Here is a 17289-nt window from a genome sequence, read left to right on the forward strand (position 1 = left end):
CTGGCGCCTGCAGCCGGAAATACTTATTTCGCCGCCTTCAAGGATCACATCCCTGTGCCCTCTCAGGCTCCGCGGCATCCATGCCGCTGCTGCATAAGTACACCGGCCTTCGGCGCTAGGTAAAACAGTGTGATTTTAGCTAATTAAGCTTTACCGGAATGGCCAAAGCCGCCTTCGCCGCGCGCTGTCTGCTCAAAGCTATCCACGATAGTAAATTCTGCCTGCACCACCGGCATAAATACCAGTTGGGCGATGCGATCACCCGGCTCAATGGTAAAGCTGTCGTTGCCGCGGTTCCACATTGATACCATTAACGGCCCCTGATAATCCGAGTCGATTAAGCCAACCAGGTTACCCAGCACGATACCGTGCTTATGGCCCAGGCCAGAGCGCGGTAGGATGGTTGCACACAGGTTTGCATCGCCAATAAAAATAGATAAGCCGGTTGGAATTAATACCGTTTCACCCGGCGCTAAGCTTAGCGCGGTATCTAAGCAAGCACGCAGGTCTAAACCGGCAGAGCCCGGTGTGGCATAAGCCGGTAGTGGAAACTCAGTGCCAATACGTGGGTCGAGGATTTTTAAATCAATGGCTTTTTTCATTTACGGCTTAACTCTTCTTTTAACGTGGTTATTAATTACCCGCCAGTAAGCTGGCGATGGATATGTAGCAATATGGCCCTGGCTAACGCGGCTTTGGATTGCGCCGGTAAGGCCTGCTCACCAGAGTGCCAAAGCAACGTGACAGCATTGTCATCGCTGTTAAAGCCCAGCTGTGGGTTAGATACGTCGTTTGCGCATATCAGATCCAGTTTTTTGCGTGCCAGTTTATCTTTGGCGTATTGCAGCACATTCTGGGTTTCAGCAGCAAAGCCAACGGTAAAAGGCCGGTTTTGGCTAAGTGCCGCTACGCTGGCGATAATATCCGGGTTTTGCACCAGCTTTAGCTCGAGTGCGTCATCGCCCTGTTTTTTCATTTTTTCGTTGGCGATATTGGCCACACGATAATCAGCTACTGCGGCACAGCCGATAAAAACATCGCTTTGTGTCGCTTGCGCCAGTGCTGCATCGAACATTTGCTGCGCGCTGCTGACATCAATACGCTTTACGCCGGCAGGGGTAGCTAACTGCACCGGGCCGCTGATAAGCGTTACGTCGGCGCCCATGGCAGCGGCGGCAGCGGCCAAGGCAAAACCCATCTTGCCCGAGCTGTGGTTTGAGATATAACGCACCGGATCGATGGCTTCACGGGTGGGACCGGCTGTTATTGTAATTTTAATGTTATTAAGTTGTTGTTCAGCTAGAAAATGTTCTTCTAGCGCGCTGGCCAGCTGTAATGGCTCTAACATGCGGCCTGCGCCGGTGTCGCCACAGGCCTGATCGCCAATGCCAGGGCCATAGATGTAAAAATTGTATGAACTAAGCTTGGCTAAATTCTGTTGAGTGGCTATGTTTTTATACATCTGCTGGTTCATTGCAGGGGCAATTGCAACCGGGGCGCTGGTAGCCAAAATGCAGGTAGTCAGTAAATCGTTAGCTAAACCGTGCGCGATACGTGCAATAACATCGGCGCTGGCCGGAGCAATTAAGACCATGTCGGCCCATTTTGCCAGTTCAATATGGCCCATGGCGGCTTCGGCAGCCGGATCGAGCAAACTGGTGCTAACCGGGTTGCCCGACAAGGCTTGTAAGGTAAGCGGCGTAATAAAGTGCTGGGCAGCGTCGGTTAAAATAACCCGTACATCGGCACCGCGATCTTTTAGGCGGCGTACTAAGTCAGCACTCTTATAGGCGGCAATGCCACCGCTTATACCCAGTAAAATACGTTTGTTGGCAAGCGTTTGCTGCATAACAGAGCCACCGGAAGTGGAAAAAACTGGCGCTAAGATAGCATGGAAACACAAATTCAGCATCAATTCAGGGAGTGATTGCATGAGTATTCGACACTGGCCCGCCTCTGAGCGGCCACGGGAAAAACTACTCGATAGAGGTGCCATGGCGCTTTCAGACGCCGAGTTACTGGCAATTTTTTTGCGCACCGGTATCGCCGGTACCGATGCGGTTACACTGGCGCGGCAGTTGTTAAATCAGTTTGGTTCATTGCGACGTTTGCTTGGCGCCAGCCAAAACGATTTTTGTTCGGCAAAAGGCTTGGGCGAGGCGAAGTTTGTGCAATTGCAGGCAGTGCTGGAGCTAAGCAAACGTTATTTGCAGCAACAAATCCAGCGCGATACCGTGTTTACCGAACCGGATGCCGTAAAGCGTTATTTGCAACACGCTATTAGTGGTGAGCAACGCGAAGTGTTTTTACTGCTGTATTTAGATAGCCAGCACCGGTTAATTAAAGCTGAGCCGCTATTTGCTGGCACAATAGATGCGTCGCCGGTGTATCCGCGTATTGTAGTTCAGCAGGCTTTAGCGCATAATGCCGCCGCTGTTATTCTGGCGCACAATCATCCATCCGGCGTGGCCGAGCCCAGCCGGGCGGATAAAGCGATTACTGAACGTTTAGTTCAGGCGCTAATGTTGGTAGATATCAAGGTATTGGATCACTTTATAGTGGGCGATGCTGATGTGATCTCCTTTGCAGAGCGTGGCTGGCTGTGAAGATCTGCATAGATCCTAGCTGGATCTTTGCGCGCGGGCGAAAGATTTCGCTTGAATAAGGCGGCTTATTCGTGTATAAATTGCGCCCTCTTGTTTTGGGGCAACCTTCTTGGCCGGAAGGGTGATGACAGCTCAAGCTGATGTAATTTTGGAGAACTATTGACATGTCTAGAGTGTGCCAAGTAACTGGTAAAGGTCCGATGGTGGGTAACCGTCGTTCACACGCCAACAATGCTACTAAGCGCCGTTTCCTGCCTAACCTGCAAACTCACCGTTTCTGGGTTGAAAGTGAAAACCGTTTTGTTACATTACGTACTTCTACCCGTGGTATGCGCATCATCGATAAGAAAGGTATCGATGCGGTATTAGCCGAAGTGCGTGCTAACGGTCACAAGGTGTAAGGAAATAAAAAATGCGCGATAAAATCCGTTTAGTCTCTTCTGCAGGCACTGGTTTCTTCTATACAACTACGAAGAACAAGCGCACCATGCCAGAAAAGATGGAAATCAAAAAGTTCGATCCTAAAGTGCGTAAGCATGTGATTTTCAAAGAAGCGAAAATCAAGTAATCGAACACAGAAACCCGGCCACCGCCGGGTTTTTGCTTTTTAACGCCTGCCTGAGTTACTATGCCGCGTCGTCTTGCTGACCGGTATTATCATGATAAAACTGTCCCGTCGTAACTGGAACAATGTGCTGATTTTCGCGGTGCTGATTTTAATGTTTGCCCTGTATGGCATACCGCAGCGTTTACAGCAATTAAATACGCCAGAGCACCGGCTGATCCCGCTTGATACTGAACTGTTAATGGTTGGCTTTGCTAACCAAAGGCTAATTAAAGCCGGGCCACAATGGCAATTACAACCGGCATTGCCGCAGGCGGTTGACGCAACAAGGCTGGCACTTGCCTGGCAACACAGTTTGCTGACGCCGGTGTCGGTCGCGCCGGATAGAAGCCGGGTGCCGTTAGCGCAGGCCAGCGTTCAGTTGGTGGGGCAAAATGCACCGCTGATTTGGTTATTGTATCCGGCTTCTGACAGCCATGACGGCCAGTTTTTATTGCAGCAAGCCGGCCAAAGCCAGTTTTATCAGTTAAGTGCTGCTCAGGCGGCGCAGCTGTTTTTAATGAATACGGCGGAGTAAGCGTGCCAGAATTACCTGAAGTAGAAGTATCGCGCCAGGGCATTAGCCCCTATCTGGAAAACCAGCAATTAGTTAAGGTGATTGCACGCCAGCGTCAGTTGCGCTGGTGGGTACCGGATGAAGTATTAGCGCAAACCAACCAACCGGTGTTGTCGGTAACCCGCCGGGCTAAGTACTTGCTTATTCAGCTGCCGCAGGGCGATATTATTCTGCATCTGGGCATGTCCGGTCATTTAAAGGTGATATCCTCTGATACCCCGCCAACCAAACATGACCATATCGATTTAGTGTTAGCCAGTGGTATGGTGCTCAGGTTAAACGACACCCGCCGCTTTGGAGCCGTGCTGTGGCAGCAAAAAGGAGAAGTGCATCCGTTGTTGGCGAGTTTAGGCCCGGAGCCACTGAGTGACCAGTTTAATCTGGCGCATTTAACTGCAGCCTTTGCCAAACGCGGTAGTGCGGCCAAGCTGGTGCTAATGGATAACCATGTGGTGGTGGGCGTGGGTAATATCTACGCCAACGAAGCGTTGTTTAAAGCGGGTATTCTGCCATCTAAGCCGGCAAAAGCGGTAACTGCACAGCAACTGGAAAAACTGCTGCCAGTAATTAAAAACACCTTAGCTGCTGCTATTAAACAAGGTGGCACCACATTAAAAGATTTTAGCCAGGCCGATGGTAAACCGGGCTATTTTGCCCAACAGTTACTGGTGTATGGTCGTGGTGGCCAGCCATGTGTCAACTGTGATGAGGTGTTAACTGAAATCCGGCTGGGGCAGCGCAGTACGGTATACTGTGCCCGTTGTCAGTATTAGGTTAAAAGCTTTTGGTTGCTGTCACACGCAACTCAACGCCACTAACGTTTTCATTGTCGGTAATGGCTTTGGTCAGATCGATATGGATCATCGTACCACGGCTGGAATGATTAGACAGTAATCTAACGCCGGCTCCCACGCCCACTAAGGTACTGCCAGCGGCGGTATTGGCATTTTGCTCGGCATTTTGCCACACCTTACCGGCGTCGATATAGCTGGCAAAGGCGACATCAAGCAGTTGCCACAGCGACCAGTCGGTATAACGGCGGTACTCTGCGGTAACTAAAGCTCTGGCTTCACCACTGCGAAAGTAGCTGGGATAGGCGCGTAACTGATCGTCCCCGCCTATGTATATTGGTTCATCGCGAAATAACTTCTGGCCTTTATCCAGCGTAAGCTTGCCTATAACACTCTGGTATTCATCTAACTGTTTTATCAGTTGCCAGTGCGAGCTAAGCAGGTATTGCGGTTGGTTAAACTGACGCTGCAACCAGCTTAGATCTGATAGCAGGTAAAGATCGGCGGCCAGCTGCCAGTTTTTTGCTGCGCTTACTTGCCAGAATAACGCATCTTCGTCTGCGCCCAAGCTTTTGCTGTATTTGCCCAGCCGGGTATTAAGTTGCCAGCCAAAATTAAAGTCTTCAGTGCGGTTGAACGAATTGATATTAAACAGTTTTTTGTAATCTGCCTGAATGGCTTCGTATTCCAGCCAGATCCTGGCTAAATTGCGGTCAGGTGGAATGCCGAAAAAGGTACTCTCAGTAGTATAAAACTTAACATTTTCAAGTTCAGCTGCAAACTTAAGCCGGTGTATGTTGTGGCTGTCAGGGTGCAAGCGGTAGCCAAACTCTGCTTTAGCGTGGTTGCGCTGACGCTGAAAGCTGTTGTATTCATCACCGGCGTCGTATTCATAGATATCTTCTGCCGTGCGGTCTATTTCGAGCCCCAGTGCCCAGGGCGATGACAAGCGATAAAACGGCCGGTTAACGCTAAGCTGATAATTATTACCATCACTGTTTTTACTATAGGCAACAGTGCTGTTCCAGAAACTGCCAAACATATTGGGTGAATAAAATATAAAACCAATGCCGGTACGTTCACTGTCGTTTTTGTATTCCAGGTTAAGTCTGTTGCCACTGCCCAGCAGATTGTCCTCTTCAACGCCGATAGCGCTTTTAGTGCGGCCACCCTCGCTGGAAAAATCAAGCGTTGGTAGTAAAGACCAGTTATCCCAGGTACTTACGTTAACAATAACACTGTTGTCGCTGGCGCAATAATGGCTAATGTTAACCTCTGCTTCGCGGATATATCTTCTGCTACGCAGTAAACGCTCTGTTTCGGCTAGCACGTCAATACGCAGCGGATCACCGGCTTTAAATAGCAAATCATCAACCAGCACCGAATCCTGTGTTACGGTGTGGGTGTAGTTAGCAAATTCATGCAGCCAAAATGATGCTTTGTCAGTTAAATCGAAGACATTGTTAGCGCTAAAGCTGATGCTACGGATAGAGATGCCATCATCGCTGGTAAGAAACTGATTTTCAGCCACAGGTTGGCAGTCAGCATAAACCCGTACGGTAAACAACAAAAACAGGCTTATACTAAACTTCATCTTCATTAACGGCTCCAGCTGCAGCTATGTTTCGAGTTTAGATCAGCTTGCTTAAAGTTGCCTTAACCCGAGCTGAGTATATTACCCGGCTGCGATATTCAGTTGAGATTAACCGCTATGCTTTATAAAATAGCAATCATTTTTTGCTTATTCAGCAATACGTTAATTACTGCTAAGGGATTTATGCTATGGAACTACCCACGCTAATTGCTACCCTGCGCAGTGCTCTGGAATCTAACACAGTACCCCAATTGCGTGAACAATTGGACGATGTGCATCCGGCCGACGTTGCCAGTGCACTGATTGAGTTTGCGCCGAATGATTTATGGACGCTGCTAACCGTATTGCCCCGGGCAGAGCAGGCCGAAGTGTTTGGTTATTTACCGGCAGAACATCAGGTTAACTTATCTATTAGTATTAGCCGGCGCAAACTGGCGCCGATTATCCGTCAGATGTCTTCAGACGAGCGCGCCGATTTATTTAACCGCTTAAGCGATGAGCAACGTGAAAGCCTGTTACCGGCCCTGGCACAGGCCGAACGTGAGGACTTACTGCGGCTAACCTCCCATGAAGAGGGAACTGCTGGCGCTATTATGACGTCTGATTACGCCATTCTGGCGCAGCAGCTCAGTGTAGGTCAGGCGCTGGATTCGTTGCGCCGCGAAGCTCCGGATAAAGAAACCATTTACTCCGCCTATGTGGTGGATGCCAGCCGTAAGCTGACCGGTGTAGTAACACTACGCGACCTTATTTTGGCGCCACTACAGATGCCAATAGAAGAGCTGATTAACCACGACCCTATTTACGCCAGCGTGGGCATGCCACAGGAAGACGTCGCTGCGCTTATCGCCAAGTACGACTTACTGGCGCTGCCCATTGTAAACAGTGAACACCAGATGGTAGGTATTGTCACCTACGATGATGCCATGGATGTTGTTGCCGCTGAAGCCACTGAAGATTTCCACAAAACGGCGACGATAGGCAAACTGGAAACCAGCGTTAAAGATGCCAGCATTGGCTTGTTGTACCGCAAACGCGTGCTATGGCTGGTTATTCTGGTATTTGGCAATATTTTTTCCGGTGCCGGCATTGCGCACTTTGAAGGCACTATTTCCAGCCATATAGCGTTGCTGTTTTTTCTGCCATTGTTAATTGGCAGCAGCGGCAATGCCGGAGCACAGTCAGGTACTCTGATGGTGCGCGCTTTGGCCACGGGGGAAATTAAGTTACGCGACTGGGGCTACTTGCTGGGCAAGGAATGTTTAGTCGCTGGCTTATTGGGCTTAACGATGGCAGCGGCGGTAGTGGGTTTAGGCTGGTGGCGCGGCGGTTATGATATTGCCGTAGTCGTGGCGGCTACTATGATGCTGGTGGTACTGGCCGGTAGCTTAATTGGCTTATCACTGCCGTTTTTACTCAGCCGCTTTAAGCTGGACCCTGCCACCGCCAGCGGCCCGCTGATTACCTCTATTGCCGACGTCGCTGGCGTAGTGTTGTATTTCTCTATTGCGACCTGGTATTTGGGGTTGTCTTAGCGCCGCATGGCAAGACCGGGGCTAAGCTGGCAAGTGGTTGGCATCAAGTATAGCTGGCGATGGTGGTTGTGCAGTGTTATTGCTGCTGATGTAAAAGTGCTGGCAGGTCTTGTTCTGGTATGGCGGGTGACCAGTAAAACCCCTGACCATCGTCACAGCCCAGCGAAATCAGTTTTTGTAACGTCGCTTCATCTTCTATGCCTTCGGCAACGGTTTTCAGCCCCAGGCTGGCTGCCATGTTTATAATGGCTTGCACCAGAGGTTCGTCGCGTGCAGATAAACACAGCGAGCTGATAAATGAGCGGTCAATTTTTAGCGTGGTGGCGTTAAAGCTGCGCAGATAGCCGAGGTTAGAATAACCGGTGCCAAAATCATCGATAGCAAAGGTTACCCCCAATTTACTTAAGCTGTTCAGTTGCTGCTGAATAAAGTCGGTGTCACCAATTAGCAAGGATTCTGTCAGCTCCAGCTCCAGCGCTGAGGCGGGCAGACGCGCCGCCAGTAAGGCCTGCTGCACCAGTAATTCTAAGTTGTCGCTTTTAAATTGCACATAAGACAAATTGACGGCGACACGCAGCGTGCTAAACCCCTGAGCTCTAAGCCGTGCACAGGCTTTGCAGGCTTCTTGCAGTACCCAATTACCCAACTCTGCAATCAGGCCGCATTGCTCGGCCAGCGGAATAAAATCGGCCGGGCTTATCATACTGCCATCATGTTGCGGCCAGCGTAGCAGCGCCTCGACAGAATGAATATGACCGCTTTGCAGCGCTACTTTGGGTTGATAGTACAGGGTAAACTCTTGTTGTCGTATGGCCTGACGTAGCCGCTGCAGCAAATTAAACTTATCAATATTGTCCTGATCCAACTTGTCGTCATAGTAACGAAAGGTGTTGCGGCCATCGCCTTTTGCTTTATACATCGCTAAGTCGGCTTTGCGGCAAAGTACATTAAACTCAGTACCATCGGTTGGCGCTACCGCTATGCCAATAGAGCCTGATACCACCACATTGGTTTGCATAACATTAAACGGTAAGGTTGCCGCTTCAATCAGGCGGGCAGCCATAGCACTGACGGGTTGCCTGTCGGCATCGCTGGGGATTAAAAACAAAAACTCGTCACCGCCAAAACGGATAACCTGCTGTGGTGGCGTCAGTTGAGCAAGCAAACGCTGCGCGAGCTCGCGCAGCAGAATATCGCCGGCCGAGTGGCCCAGGGAGTCATTTACCGGCTTAAAATTATCCAGATCAAGAAACAAAATGGCCAGTTGCTGCTTGTGCTCCCGGCAGTAGTGTAATTGCTGGTTATACAGCTGTTCACCCAGAATGCGGTTGGGTAAATCGGTTAATGGATCATGATGTGCCAGCCGTTCAATTTCCTGCCGGCTGGCTTTAACTTTGTTGTTCTCTGCCTGTAACGATTGCATTAACAGGCGCATATCCCGCACCATTAGGTAGACGCTAAAACCGGTCACCAGCAAGATAACGGCGACAAACACCAGATGCTGCCAGGTAAGTGACGGAATAACCGGCTGCAGGTAGCCTGATAGTGTGAGCCAGGTTAGCAAGGTACAAAACGACAGCACAAAAACCAGCAATGAATAAAACAAACCTACACTGCCCAGCATGGCGGCATAGACGAGTAAGCCGGGATAGCCCAGTAATGCCAGGTCGCGCAAGCCGCCCGAGTTAAAAGCCAATGCAGATAACATTAGTGCCATAGACCAGAGCAATATATAGGCAGATAACAGTGCCCGGTGTTTTAAAGCGCACAAACCTGCAATAAACAGTGCAACACAACCTAAAAAAATTAATAGTTTAGTGGTGCCGCTAGCCACCACCATGGCCAGAATAAGGCCAAATAAGGTAAAGCCGGTTATTTGCAGCAGGCGCCGCAGCCGAAAATGCGAAAATTGTTGTTGGTAATCCTGAGTGTCCAGATCGGAAAAATACTTTTCCAGCATACTGCCTGCTGCCATTGCTATACCGCTACGTCTGATTAACTGTAGCGGCAAATGTTAAAAACTCCAGTACCGTCTTAGGCTTACTAGCGGTAAATTGCCGTGAAAAAGCAAAGTGCCAATAGCAGCAGATGGGTGAGGGCAACAGTCGGTTTTAACGTCTGACGCAGATAATCGCTGGCCAGCGCCAGGCTACCACCACGGTTTTGCTGCCATTGGCTGTGCCATTGCATACCAGCATCTGCATGTTGTGCCAGCGCCTGCTCCAGCTGCAATAAACGTATGGCCGTGCGGTGCTGTACCGTGCGTAACATGGCTTCATGCAGCCAAAACAACGCAATGCTTGCCAATTGCAGGTTTAGGCTACTGCCGGTGTGTAACAGGTACAAACACGCCGTAATGGTTATTAGCTTTAGCCACAGTGCTTGAGTGTCATATTGGCTGAAACTGCGCTGCAAGCTCAGCCATTCTGCTTCGGTTTTATTGCTCATGTTTGCTTCCTTGGCGTAATGTTGTGCATGTTTATTTTTGCGCCGGTTCAATATGCAATACAAGTTCTACACCAAGTTGTTGTACCGCCAGCTCGGCTTCATCTGCCAGTTGGTGTGCCTGCTGCACGCTCCACAGGGCAGGCACCTGCATCTTGGCCTCGGCAAATTTGAGTGTGGCAGCCGCGCGGGTGCGCAGATCAGTAAACTGTACTGCGTCACTGCTAAAGTTGTTCAGAGTTTGCTCTATCTGCGCCAGGGTCGAGTCAGGCAAGGCTTTATCCATTAGCCCGTTTACTGCGCGATACAATATACCGGCGCCTTCGTGCAGGATATGCATAGCCACGGCAATGGCAACGACAGGGTCTAACCAGCTGTAACCGCTGTAAGCTGCCAATGCTACGCCCATTACCACGCCGAATGTGGTCCAGACGTCAGTGAGCAAGTGTTTGCCATCGCCCTCCAGCGCCGGAGAACTGTGTTGTTTGGCACCGCGCAGCAGTAGCAGAGCTATCGCCAGATTAATCACACTGGCGAACACGGTCAGTGCGGTACCCATACCCAGCGTAGCAATAGGTTGTGGGTTAATTAAGCGCTCTGTTGCAGTGATAAAAATAGCAATGGCAGCGATAAAAATCAGCCCACCCTCAAAGGCGGCGGATAAATACTCGGCCTTGCTATGTCCATAAGGATGGCCGTCGTCAGCTGGGCGGCGAGCCAGGCTAACCATCAACAGCGCAAAGCCGGCACCGGCAACGTTGACCAGCGATTCTATAGCATCAGACAAAAAGCCGACAGAACCCGTCAGATACCAGGCCAGGGTTTTTAGCGCCATAGTGGCAAAAGCTGCCACTAAAGACAGCAACAATAATTGTCGCGGCCGCAGCGATAACATGGTATTTCCCGTAACCTCAGCAAGTTATAGCAGTGTAGAGTAGCCTGCGGTTAAAGTCATCTGTGACCTGACAAACAACGAAGTACTTTGGTAGCACAGCGCATACTGTGACGAATCAACGTTGTTTGTCACAATTATGTCATTTAACCTGATTAGACTGCCGCAGATGTTATCTGCAAACTTGGGCTTACTATGCTGTCAAAGTTAAAAATTTCCAGCCGGGTGTTATTACTGGGCGTGTTGCCATTATTTATCTTGTTGCTGGTGATACTGGCTGCGTTTTGGTCGGCACAGCAAAAAGATAAGCTGTTTAATCAGCTGTATGATAACCACTTGGCCATCTTGTCGGATGTTATGGCGGTGCAGCAAGTTTTGCAGCAAAGTGCACTGCAGGATATTCGTAAATACCGTACCGGCTGGGCCTCTGCCGAGGCTACTGAGCAAGCAATAAAACAGCATATACTGCAAGCGCAGCAGCATTGGCAGGCTTTTGGCAAAAGCCGGCCGGTGCAAGACAGTGCTGAGTTTTATGCCGAGCTGGACCAGAGTTTTGATAAGGCGATAAAGCACTATCAGGAGTGGATAAGTTATGCCGGCAGCGACGCTTTGTTAGTGCGTATTCTGAATGAATCAACCGTTAATAACGAAATTGAATTGCGCATTACCGGCTTTACCAAGCTGGCAGAGGCATTTATTCAGCAACAAATTGCTGCTGCCGCTACGGTAAGAGATTCTGCCGAGCACTTTACCACTCAGTTAATACAGGCTTATATCTCTGGTGCAGGCCTACTAGTGCTGTTGATTAGCGGCTTAATTTGGGCGGTGCAGCGCTCGGTATGCCGGCCACTGTGGGCGCTGCGCGATATGTTGAAGCTGGTGCAGCAAAGCTCAGATTTAACCTTAAGAGCCAATGATCTTGGTGCAGATGAAGTGGCCGATGCCGCAAGGGCGCTGAATCAGATGATCAATCATTTTGAACAATTAGTAGTAAAACTGGGCCACAGTTCAACGGTATTGGGTGAGAAGGCGGCATTGGTGTTTCAAAGCAGCGATAACGTTAGCCAAAGTGCCGGGCGTCAGGCCGGGCAGGCCAGCCAGTTAGCTACTGCTGTTGAGCAAATGAGCGTCAGTGTGCAGGACGTTGCTGTGAATGCAAGAGGTGCGGCTGATGCTGCGCAACAAGCAAAGTCGCTATGTGCGTCAGGGCAGGGTGTCGCCACTGCAAGTGCTGCCGGAATCACTGAATTGGCGCGACAGCTTGAGCATAGTGCGCAGGTGGTACGCCAGCTGCAGCAAGAGTCGGGCCAGATCTCCGGTGTGGTAGACGTGATACGTAAGATTTCAGAGCAAACTAATTTACTGGCGCTAAATGCTGCTATTGAGGCTGCGCGTGCCGGTGAGGCCGGGCGGGGTTTTTCGGTAGTGGCAGACGAGGTACGCACGCTGTCGGCCAATACCCAGCAAGCGACAGAGTCAATAAACAACATGGTTAGTCAGTTACAGCAGCAGGCCGCCAGTGCAGTAGAAGCAATGCAGCGGGCTTACAAGGATGCGGATAGCAACGTGCAATTAGCGCAAGACGCAGGTGCTCGTTTTACCGCGCTGGCAGGCGCAGTGGAAAAAATTACTGATGCCAATTTAACCATTTGCTCGGCAACGGAGCAGCAGCAGGTTGTTTCGGCAGACATCGCACAAAATATTCATCTGCTAAACGGCGATATAGTGCAGCTAAGTGATGGTGCAGCCCGTGCTGCTGATGCCAGTGAGCAGTTAAACCAACTGGCAACGCAATTAACAGAAGATTGGCAAGTGTTCACTACCGGAGTCCGTTAAACTTAAGTTGCTATGCAGGCTCAATAAACCGCCTAAATCTGGCTGCCGGTTTGCCTCAGGCTGGCAGCATAAATCAGCCCCTGGCTTACCAATTCAGAAAACACAATTGCTGCTGCACAACGCGTTGGTGATGGAATAAACACCAGCCGACACGCGAATACAGTATAACTCCGCTACAACTATAGGTGTTTAGCCGTCTTTTGCACGTTGCATGCGCAAATAAAAGGCTTTACACTTGCCGCGCAACCAAGGGGTGCAATAGCTGAGATGCCGTAAGGCGAACCCTTATAACCTGATCCGGATTATACCGGCGGAGGGATGGTGCTAACTCCTCAAGCTGGTGTGATCTCTGTAGTTACTGGAGATTCATACAAAAATGCGTTTTTTCCCGTCTTTAGTTGCTGTTGCAGTATGTAGCAGTTTTTCTGTGCTGGCTTTGGAAGCTGAAACTGTTGTTGAACGCATCAGCGTGCAGGGCGATTTTCGCCAGCAGTCGGTACAACAGGTTGCCGGCAGCGTGGCTATTATCAGTGAGCAGGACGCCAAGCGCACTTCTGCGCAACATTTAGATGATGTGCTACAGCAGCTCGCTGGTGTTAATTTTAGCGCCGGTGCATCGCGCGGCCGCTATATTCAAATCCGTGGTATTGGTGAGCGCAGCGAATTTGTCGATACCATTAACCCGTCGGTGGGTATTTTAATAGATGGTATTGATTACTCCGGCCTGGGCATAAGCGGCATTAGCGATTTAGCGCAGCTTGAGGTATTTCGCGGCCCACAAGCTAACCGCTTTGGTGCCAATGCCTTAGCTGGCATGCTAAATTTAACCACTAAAGGCCCAACACCTACACCCGAAGCCCGCATTAGCGGCACCCTGGCCAATTATGACAGTTACCAGCTAGCCGGCCAGTTTAGTAATGCTATTAGCGATCAGTTGGCTTACAGCATGGCGCTTGAGCATCAGCGTTCAGACGGCTTTATCGAAAATGCCTTTTTAAACCGTGATGACACTAACAATATCGACGAATTTACCGGCCGGTTTAAACTGCAGTACCAACCATCAGCAGCCTTATCTTTGCAACTGATCAGCCATTTTGTTGAGCAAAAAAATGGTTATGATGCCTTTTCGCTGGACCGCAACCGCACCACGTTATCGGACCAACCCGGTCAGGATAACATACAAAGCAAAGCAGTTGCGTTAGCGGCAGACTACAGCGATTTGCCGTTTGCTACGGTATCAGCACAGCTGAGCTGGCTGGCGGCTGATAGCGACTATGGTTTTGATGAAGACTGGAGTTATGTTGGCATTCACCCGGATGAATATTCTACTACCGACCGCTATCTGCGTGAGCGTGACCAGCTAACGCTGGACTACCGCTTTACGTCTACGCCAGAGGGTAAGCTGGGTAACAGCGACTGGGTATTGGGGTTGTATGCTGCCAATAAAGGCTTTGAGTTAACCCGTCAGTTCTGGAATTGGGATCTATGGCAGGCCGATAGCTTTGCCAGTAGCTTAAATCGTGTTAACGCCGCCGTTTACGGCGAGCTGACTACACCGCTAAATGACAGTTGGAGCCTGGTGTCTGGCCTGCGTCTGGAGCGCTATGATGATGAATACACCGACAGCAGCGGCAATAGCATTAAAAACCACGACACGATGTGGGGCGCGAATGTCAGCCTGAATTATCAGGTTAATTCGCAGGCACTGGTATACCTGCTGGCTGCCCGCGGTTACAAAGCCGGTGGCGTTAATGGTGATGCACTGGCCAAAGCTGCCGATGGCAACTTAAGCGAATTAAACAGCAAGGCCAGCTTTAAGCCAGAAACCCTGTATAACGCCGAATTTGGTGTGAAGGGCAGTGCGTTGGATCAAAGCATAACTGCGCGGGTGGCGGCATTTTATATGTGGCGTGACGATATGCAGGTAAAAGGCTGGCTAAACCCGGATAGCGGCCCGCAATTTGCTGGTTTTATCGATAACGCCGGCAGTGGTCGCAACTATGGTATTGAAATGGAAAACCGCCTGCAACTGCACCCGCAACTGGCTGTGTTTTTATCTGCCAGCTGGATCAAAACCAAACTGGGTAACTATATTACCCTCGATGGTGACAACTTCAGTGGCCGCGAGCAGGCGCAAGCGCCACGTTTCCAGTACAGTGTGGCCGCCGACTGGTATATCACAGACAGCCTGACATTTAATGTAAGCCTGCAGGGTAAAGATGAATTTTATTTTTCTGATGGCCACAACGCCAGATCTCAGCGCTACGAGCTACTGGGTGCCCGTCTTAACTATCAGTTGAGCAACTGGGAATTTGCGCTGTGGACCCGCAATGCGTTGGATCAGGACATTGGCGTGCGTGGTTTTTACTTTGGTAACGACCCACGCGATGGCTACGAGCCGCATGTTTACCAGCAGTTTGCCGAGCCGCGCCGGGTAGGTATTAGCGCCAGTTATCAGTTCTGATGCCAATAATCATTTTTGGAGACTAAGTAATGCAACTATCGGTTGAAATAAGCAAATATCCGTTGGCAGATGATTATATTACGCCAATTAAAGGCTTTATTGAGCAATTAAACACATACCCGGAGATTACCGTACTAACTAATACCATGAGCACCCAGGTTTTTGGTGATTATGACAGCGTAATGCAGGCATTGCAGGCTTGCATTAAATGGTCGTTTGAGCAATTCGGTAAGGTCGTATTTGTGGTGAAGTTTATTCACGGTGACTTACGACCATGAATGAGCTGATAAGCCAGGCAATGGCGCAGTGGCAGTTGATGCATAGCATAGAACTGGCTGCCACCTTACTGGCGCTGGCTTATGTGATATTGGCCTTGAAGCAAAGCCTGTGGTGCTGGCCGGCTGCATTGTTGAGTACCGTATTGTTTACCCACGTAATGTGGCAATCTGCACTGCTGTCAGATGCGTTACTACAGCTATATTACGCCGCTATGGCATTGTATGGCTGGTGGCGTTGGCAGCAGTTGCGCCAGCGTTCACCTGAAGCACGTGGCCCGGTATACGAGTGGCCCTGGCAGCGTCATGCCGTGTTAATTTCAGTTAGCGCCATAGCCGGCCTGGTGTTGGGCAGCTTTATGGCCAACTATACTCAGGCCGACTTTGCTTATCTGGATGCGCAAACTACGGTGTTTAGCGTAATGGCTACCTGGCTGGTAGCGCGCAAGCTGGTGTCAAACTGGTTGTATTGGGTGGTGATAGATGCAGTATCAATTTACGTTTACGCAGAAAAACACCTGTATTTCCTCACTGGCTTGTTTATGCTGTATACCGTTATTGCTATAGCAGGGTACTTTATTTGGCGCAGTCATTATCAACAGCAACCCTCAGTGAGATTGAGCGTGTAACGCGGCTTTGCCAGCGGCTGGAGTTTTTTGTTAGCCAGCCACCAATCGCCGTGCGGGCCTTATCACAGGGTGACAGTAATCAGAGTTATTACGTACGAACCAGCAAAGGGGACTACGTGCTGCGCTGTTATCCGGCAGAGTCGGCTGTGTGTCGCCAGCAGGAACTGCGTTGTCAACACGCTGCTGCTGCCCGGGGCCTGGCGCCGGCGCCACTGTGCCTGAATAATCATTATCAGATTATGCTTAGCGACTACATCGCAGACTCTGAAGCTTACCGTTATGACCAGCTTGGTATATCACCGCTATTGCAGGTGCTGGTGCCGTTTCATTTGTTGCAGGTGCAAACCCCGGTGCTGGATTACAGGGCTTATCTTTTACAGTTACAGCAAGCAGTAACCGATTTACCGCCGGCAGCGATGGGGCTAATGGCATTTTTGCAGCAAGCTGCTGCTCAGCTTAGCAACTGCGTTGCGGATGAAGTCTTGTGTCATTTGGATTTGCATCAGGGCAATTTACTCTGGGCCAACAATTCATTGTGGTTGCTGGATTTCGAATACAGCCAACGTGCTGACAGTAGCTTGGATCTGGCAGCGTTGTGTTTACATTTTGAGTTGGATAAACAACAGCAATACGCCTTGTTGCAGCAATATGTTAGTTTGCGACAAAAGCCTGAATTGCTGTTGCAATTAACCGAAAAACTGAAGCCAGCAAAAGCATTGTATGCCGGCTTTTGCTGGTTATGGTATTTGGCACTGCCAGGCTGTCAAGTGAAGGCCGGGCAGTGGCAATTACAATTGCAGCAGTTGCAGCGCCAGTTATAGCCCGCCGAGGCGTTCTGCCAGGGTTTTATAGCGCTTTACGTCCTCTTCATTAAACATTGGTTTGCCATCGCTGTCTTTTTCGACAGGTACCAACAGGTTTTCTCTTGCCAGCCGTTCAACCCTTATTGCCTGAACGCCAAGAAATTCTGCTACCTGATCGACGGTCATTAACGCCATTTTCGTTTTCCTTGTATGTAGTTAGCCTTTCAGTAATAGCGCA

Annotated in this window: 18 protein-coding genes and 1 riboswitch; of the genes, 11 read left to right on the forward strand and 7 right to left on the reverse strand. The window is 50.0% G+C overall.

Annotated features, from left to right (window positions below; translation table 11 throughout):
* Positions 1-143: 143 nt before the first annotated feature.
* Together dut and coaBC are read right to left on the reverse strand one after the other, a co-directional pair.
* Positions 144-602, reverse strand: a complete 459-nt coding sequence (dut, locus tag ACYVIC_RS08685; protein WP_460859087.1) for a dUTP diphosphatase — start codon at positions 600-602, stop codon at positions 144-146.
* A 35-nt stretch (positions 603-637) separates the two neighbouring features.
* Positions 638-1849, reverse strand: a complete 1212-nt coding sequence (coaBC, locus tag ACYVIC_RS08690) for a bifunctional phosphopantothenoylcysteine decarboxylase/phosphopantothenate--cysteine ligase CoaBC (RefSeq protein WP_460859088.1) — start codon at positions 1847-1849, stop codon at positions 638-640.
* 82 nt (positions 1850-1931) lie between these two features.
* On the opposite strand from coaBC, the gene radC reads away from it, so the two are divergent.
* The 5 genes from radC to mutM all read left to right on the forward strand — a co-directional run bounded on the left by radC (position 1932) and on the right by mutM (position 4560).
* Positions 1932-2606 (forward strand): RadC family protein, encoded by a 675-nt coding sequence (gene radC, locus ACYVIC_RS08695; protein ID WP_460859090.1) that lies wholly within the window; start codon positions 1932-1934, stop codon positions 2604-2606.
* A 164-nt stretch (positions 2607-2770) separates the two neighbouring features.
* Entirely contained in the window at positions 2771-3007 is a 237-nt protein-coding gene (gene rpmB / locus ACYVIC_RS08700; protein ID WP_040551802.1) for a 50S ribosomal protein L28, read from the forward strand.
* 11 nt (positions 3008-3018) lie between these two features.
* Positions 3019-3174, forward strand: coding sequence for a 50S ribosomal protein L33 (gene rpmG, locus ACYVIC_RS08705; protein ID WP_008219722.1), 156 nt, complete (start codon positions 3019-3021; stop codon positions 3172-3174).
* A 91-nt stretch (positions 3175-3265) separates the two neighbouring features.
* Positions 3266-3748 (forward strand): hypothetical protein, encoded by a 483-nt coding sequence (locus tag ACYVIC_RS08710; RefSeq protein WP_460859093.1) that lies wholly within the window; start codon positions 3266-3268, stop codon positions 3746-3748.
* Between the two features lie 2 nt (positions 3749-3750).
* Positions 3751-4560, forward strand: coding sequence for a bifunctional DNA-formamidopyrimidine glycosylase/DNA-(apurinic or apyrimidinic site) lyase (gene mutM / locus ACYVIC_RS08715; protein WP_460859095.1), 810 nt, complete (start codon positions 3751-3753; stop codon positions 4558-4560).
* Between the two features lies 1 nt (position 4561).
* Here the strand turns inward: mutM and ACYVIC_RS08720 are convergent, their stop codons facing one another.
* On the reverse strand, positions 4562-6178 hold the full coding sequence (locus tag ACYVIC_RS08720) for a BamA/TamA family outer membrane protein (RefSeq protein ID WP_460859096.1): 1617 nt from the start codon (positions 6176-6178) through the stop codon (positions 4562-4564).
* Positions 6179-6360: 182 nt separating this feature from the next.
* Here ACYVIC_RS08720 and mgtE point away from each other — a divergent pair, with 182 nt between their 5' ends.
* Positions 6361-7707: a magnesium transporter gene (gene mgtE, locus ACYVIC_RS08725; RefSeq protein ID WP_460859098.1), complete on the forward strand. Its 1347-nt coding sequence runs from the start codon at positions 6361-6363 to the stop codon at positions 7705-7707.
* 76 nt (positions 7708-7783) lie between these two features.
* Here mgtE and ACYVIC_RS08730 read toward each other — a convergent pair whose 3' ends face one another.
* From ACYVIC_RS08730 to ACYVIC_RS08740, 3 genes are all read right to left on the reverse strand, one after another.
* Positions 7784-9682: a putative bifunctional diguanylate cyclase/phosphodiesterase gene (locus ACYVIC_RS08730; protein WP_460859099.1), complete on the reverse strand. Its 1899-nt coding sequence runs from the start codon at positions 9680-9682 to the stop codon at positions 7784-7786.
* A gap of 68 nt (positions 9683-9750) precedes the next feature.
* A complete protein-coding gene (locus ACYVIC_RS08735; protein WP_460859101.1) occupies positions 9751-10155 on the reverse strand; it encodes a hypothetical protein in 405 nt (134 codons plus the stop codon).
* Between the two features lie 31 nt (positions 10156-10186).
* Positions 10187-11047: a cation diffusion facilitator family transporter gene (locus ACYVIC_RS08740; protein ID WP_460859102.1), complete on the reverse strand. Its 861-nt coding sequence runs from the start codon at positions 11045-11047 to the stop codon at positions 10187-10189.
* Positions 11048-11239: 192 nt separating this feature from the next.
* Here ACYVIC_RS08740 and ACYVIC_RS08745 point away from each other — a divergent pair, with 192 nt between their 5' ends.
* From ACYVIC_RS08745 to ACYVIC_RS08765, 5 genes are all read left to right on the forward strand, one after another.
* Entirely contained in the window at positions 11240-12880 is a 1641-nt protein-coding gene (locus tag ACYVIC_RS08745) for a methyl-accepting chemotaxis protein (protein WP_460859104.1), read from the forward strand.
* Positions 12881-13119: 239 nt separating this feature from the next.
* A riboswitch (TPP riboswitch) is annotated at positions 13120-13216 on the forward strand.
* A gap of 40 nt (positions 13217-13256) precedes the next feature.
* Positions 13257-15344: a TonB-dependent receptor gene (locus ACYVIC_RS08750; protein WP_460859106.1), complete on the forward strand. Its 2088-nt coding sequence runs from the start codon at positions 13257-13259 to the stop codon at positions 15342-15344.
* Positions 15345-15373: 29 nt separating this feature from the next.
* The gene (locus tag ACYVIC_RS08755) at positions 15374-15622 is read left to right on the forward strand and encodes a YkoF family thiamine/hydroxymethylpyrimidine-binding protein (RefSeq protein WP_460859108.1); all 249 of its coding nucleotides are present in this window, start codon (positions 15374-15376) and stop codon (positions 15620-15622) included.
* On the forward strand, positions 15619-16248 hold the full coding sequence (pnuC, locus tag ACYVIC_RS08760; protein ID WP_460859110.1) for a nicotinamide riboside transporter PnuC: 630 nt from the start codon (positions 15619-15621) through the stop codon (positions 16246-16248). The genes ACYVIC_RS08755 and pnuC overlap by 4 nt, the downstream gene beginning before the upstream one ends.
* Positions 16200-17069 (forward strand): phosphotransferase, encoded by an 870-nt coding sequence (locus ACYVIC_RS08765; RefSeq protein ID WP_460859113.1) that lies wholly within the window; start codon positions 16200-16202, stop codon positions 17067-17069. The genes pnuC and ACYVIC_RS08765 overlap by 49 nt, the downstream gene beginning before the upstream one ends.
* Here ACYVIC_RS08765 and ACYVIC_RS08770 read toward each other — a convergent pair.
* Positions 17064-17246 (reverse strand): helix-turn-helix domain-containing protein, encoded by a 183-nt coding sequence (locus ACYVIC_RS08770; protein ID WP_460859115.1) that lies wholly within the window; start codon positions 17244-17246, stop codon positions 17064-17066. The genes ACYVIC_RS08765 and ACYVIC_RS08770 overlap by 6 nt on opposite strands.
* Positions 17247-17289: the final 43 nt, after the last annotated feature.

Source organism: Rheinheimera gaetbuli (assembly GCF_054781935.1).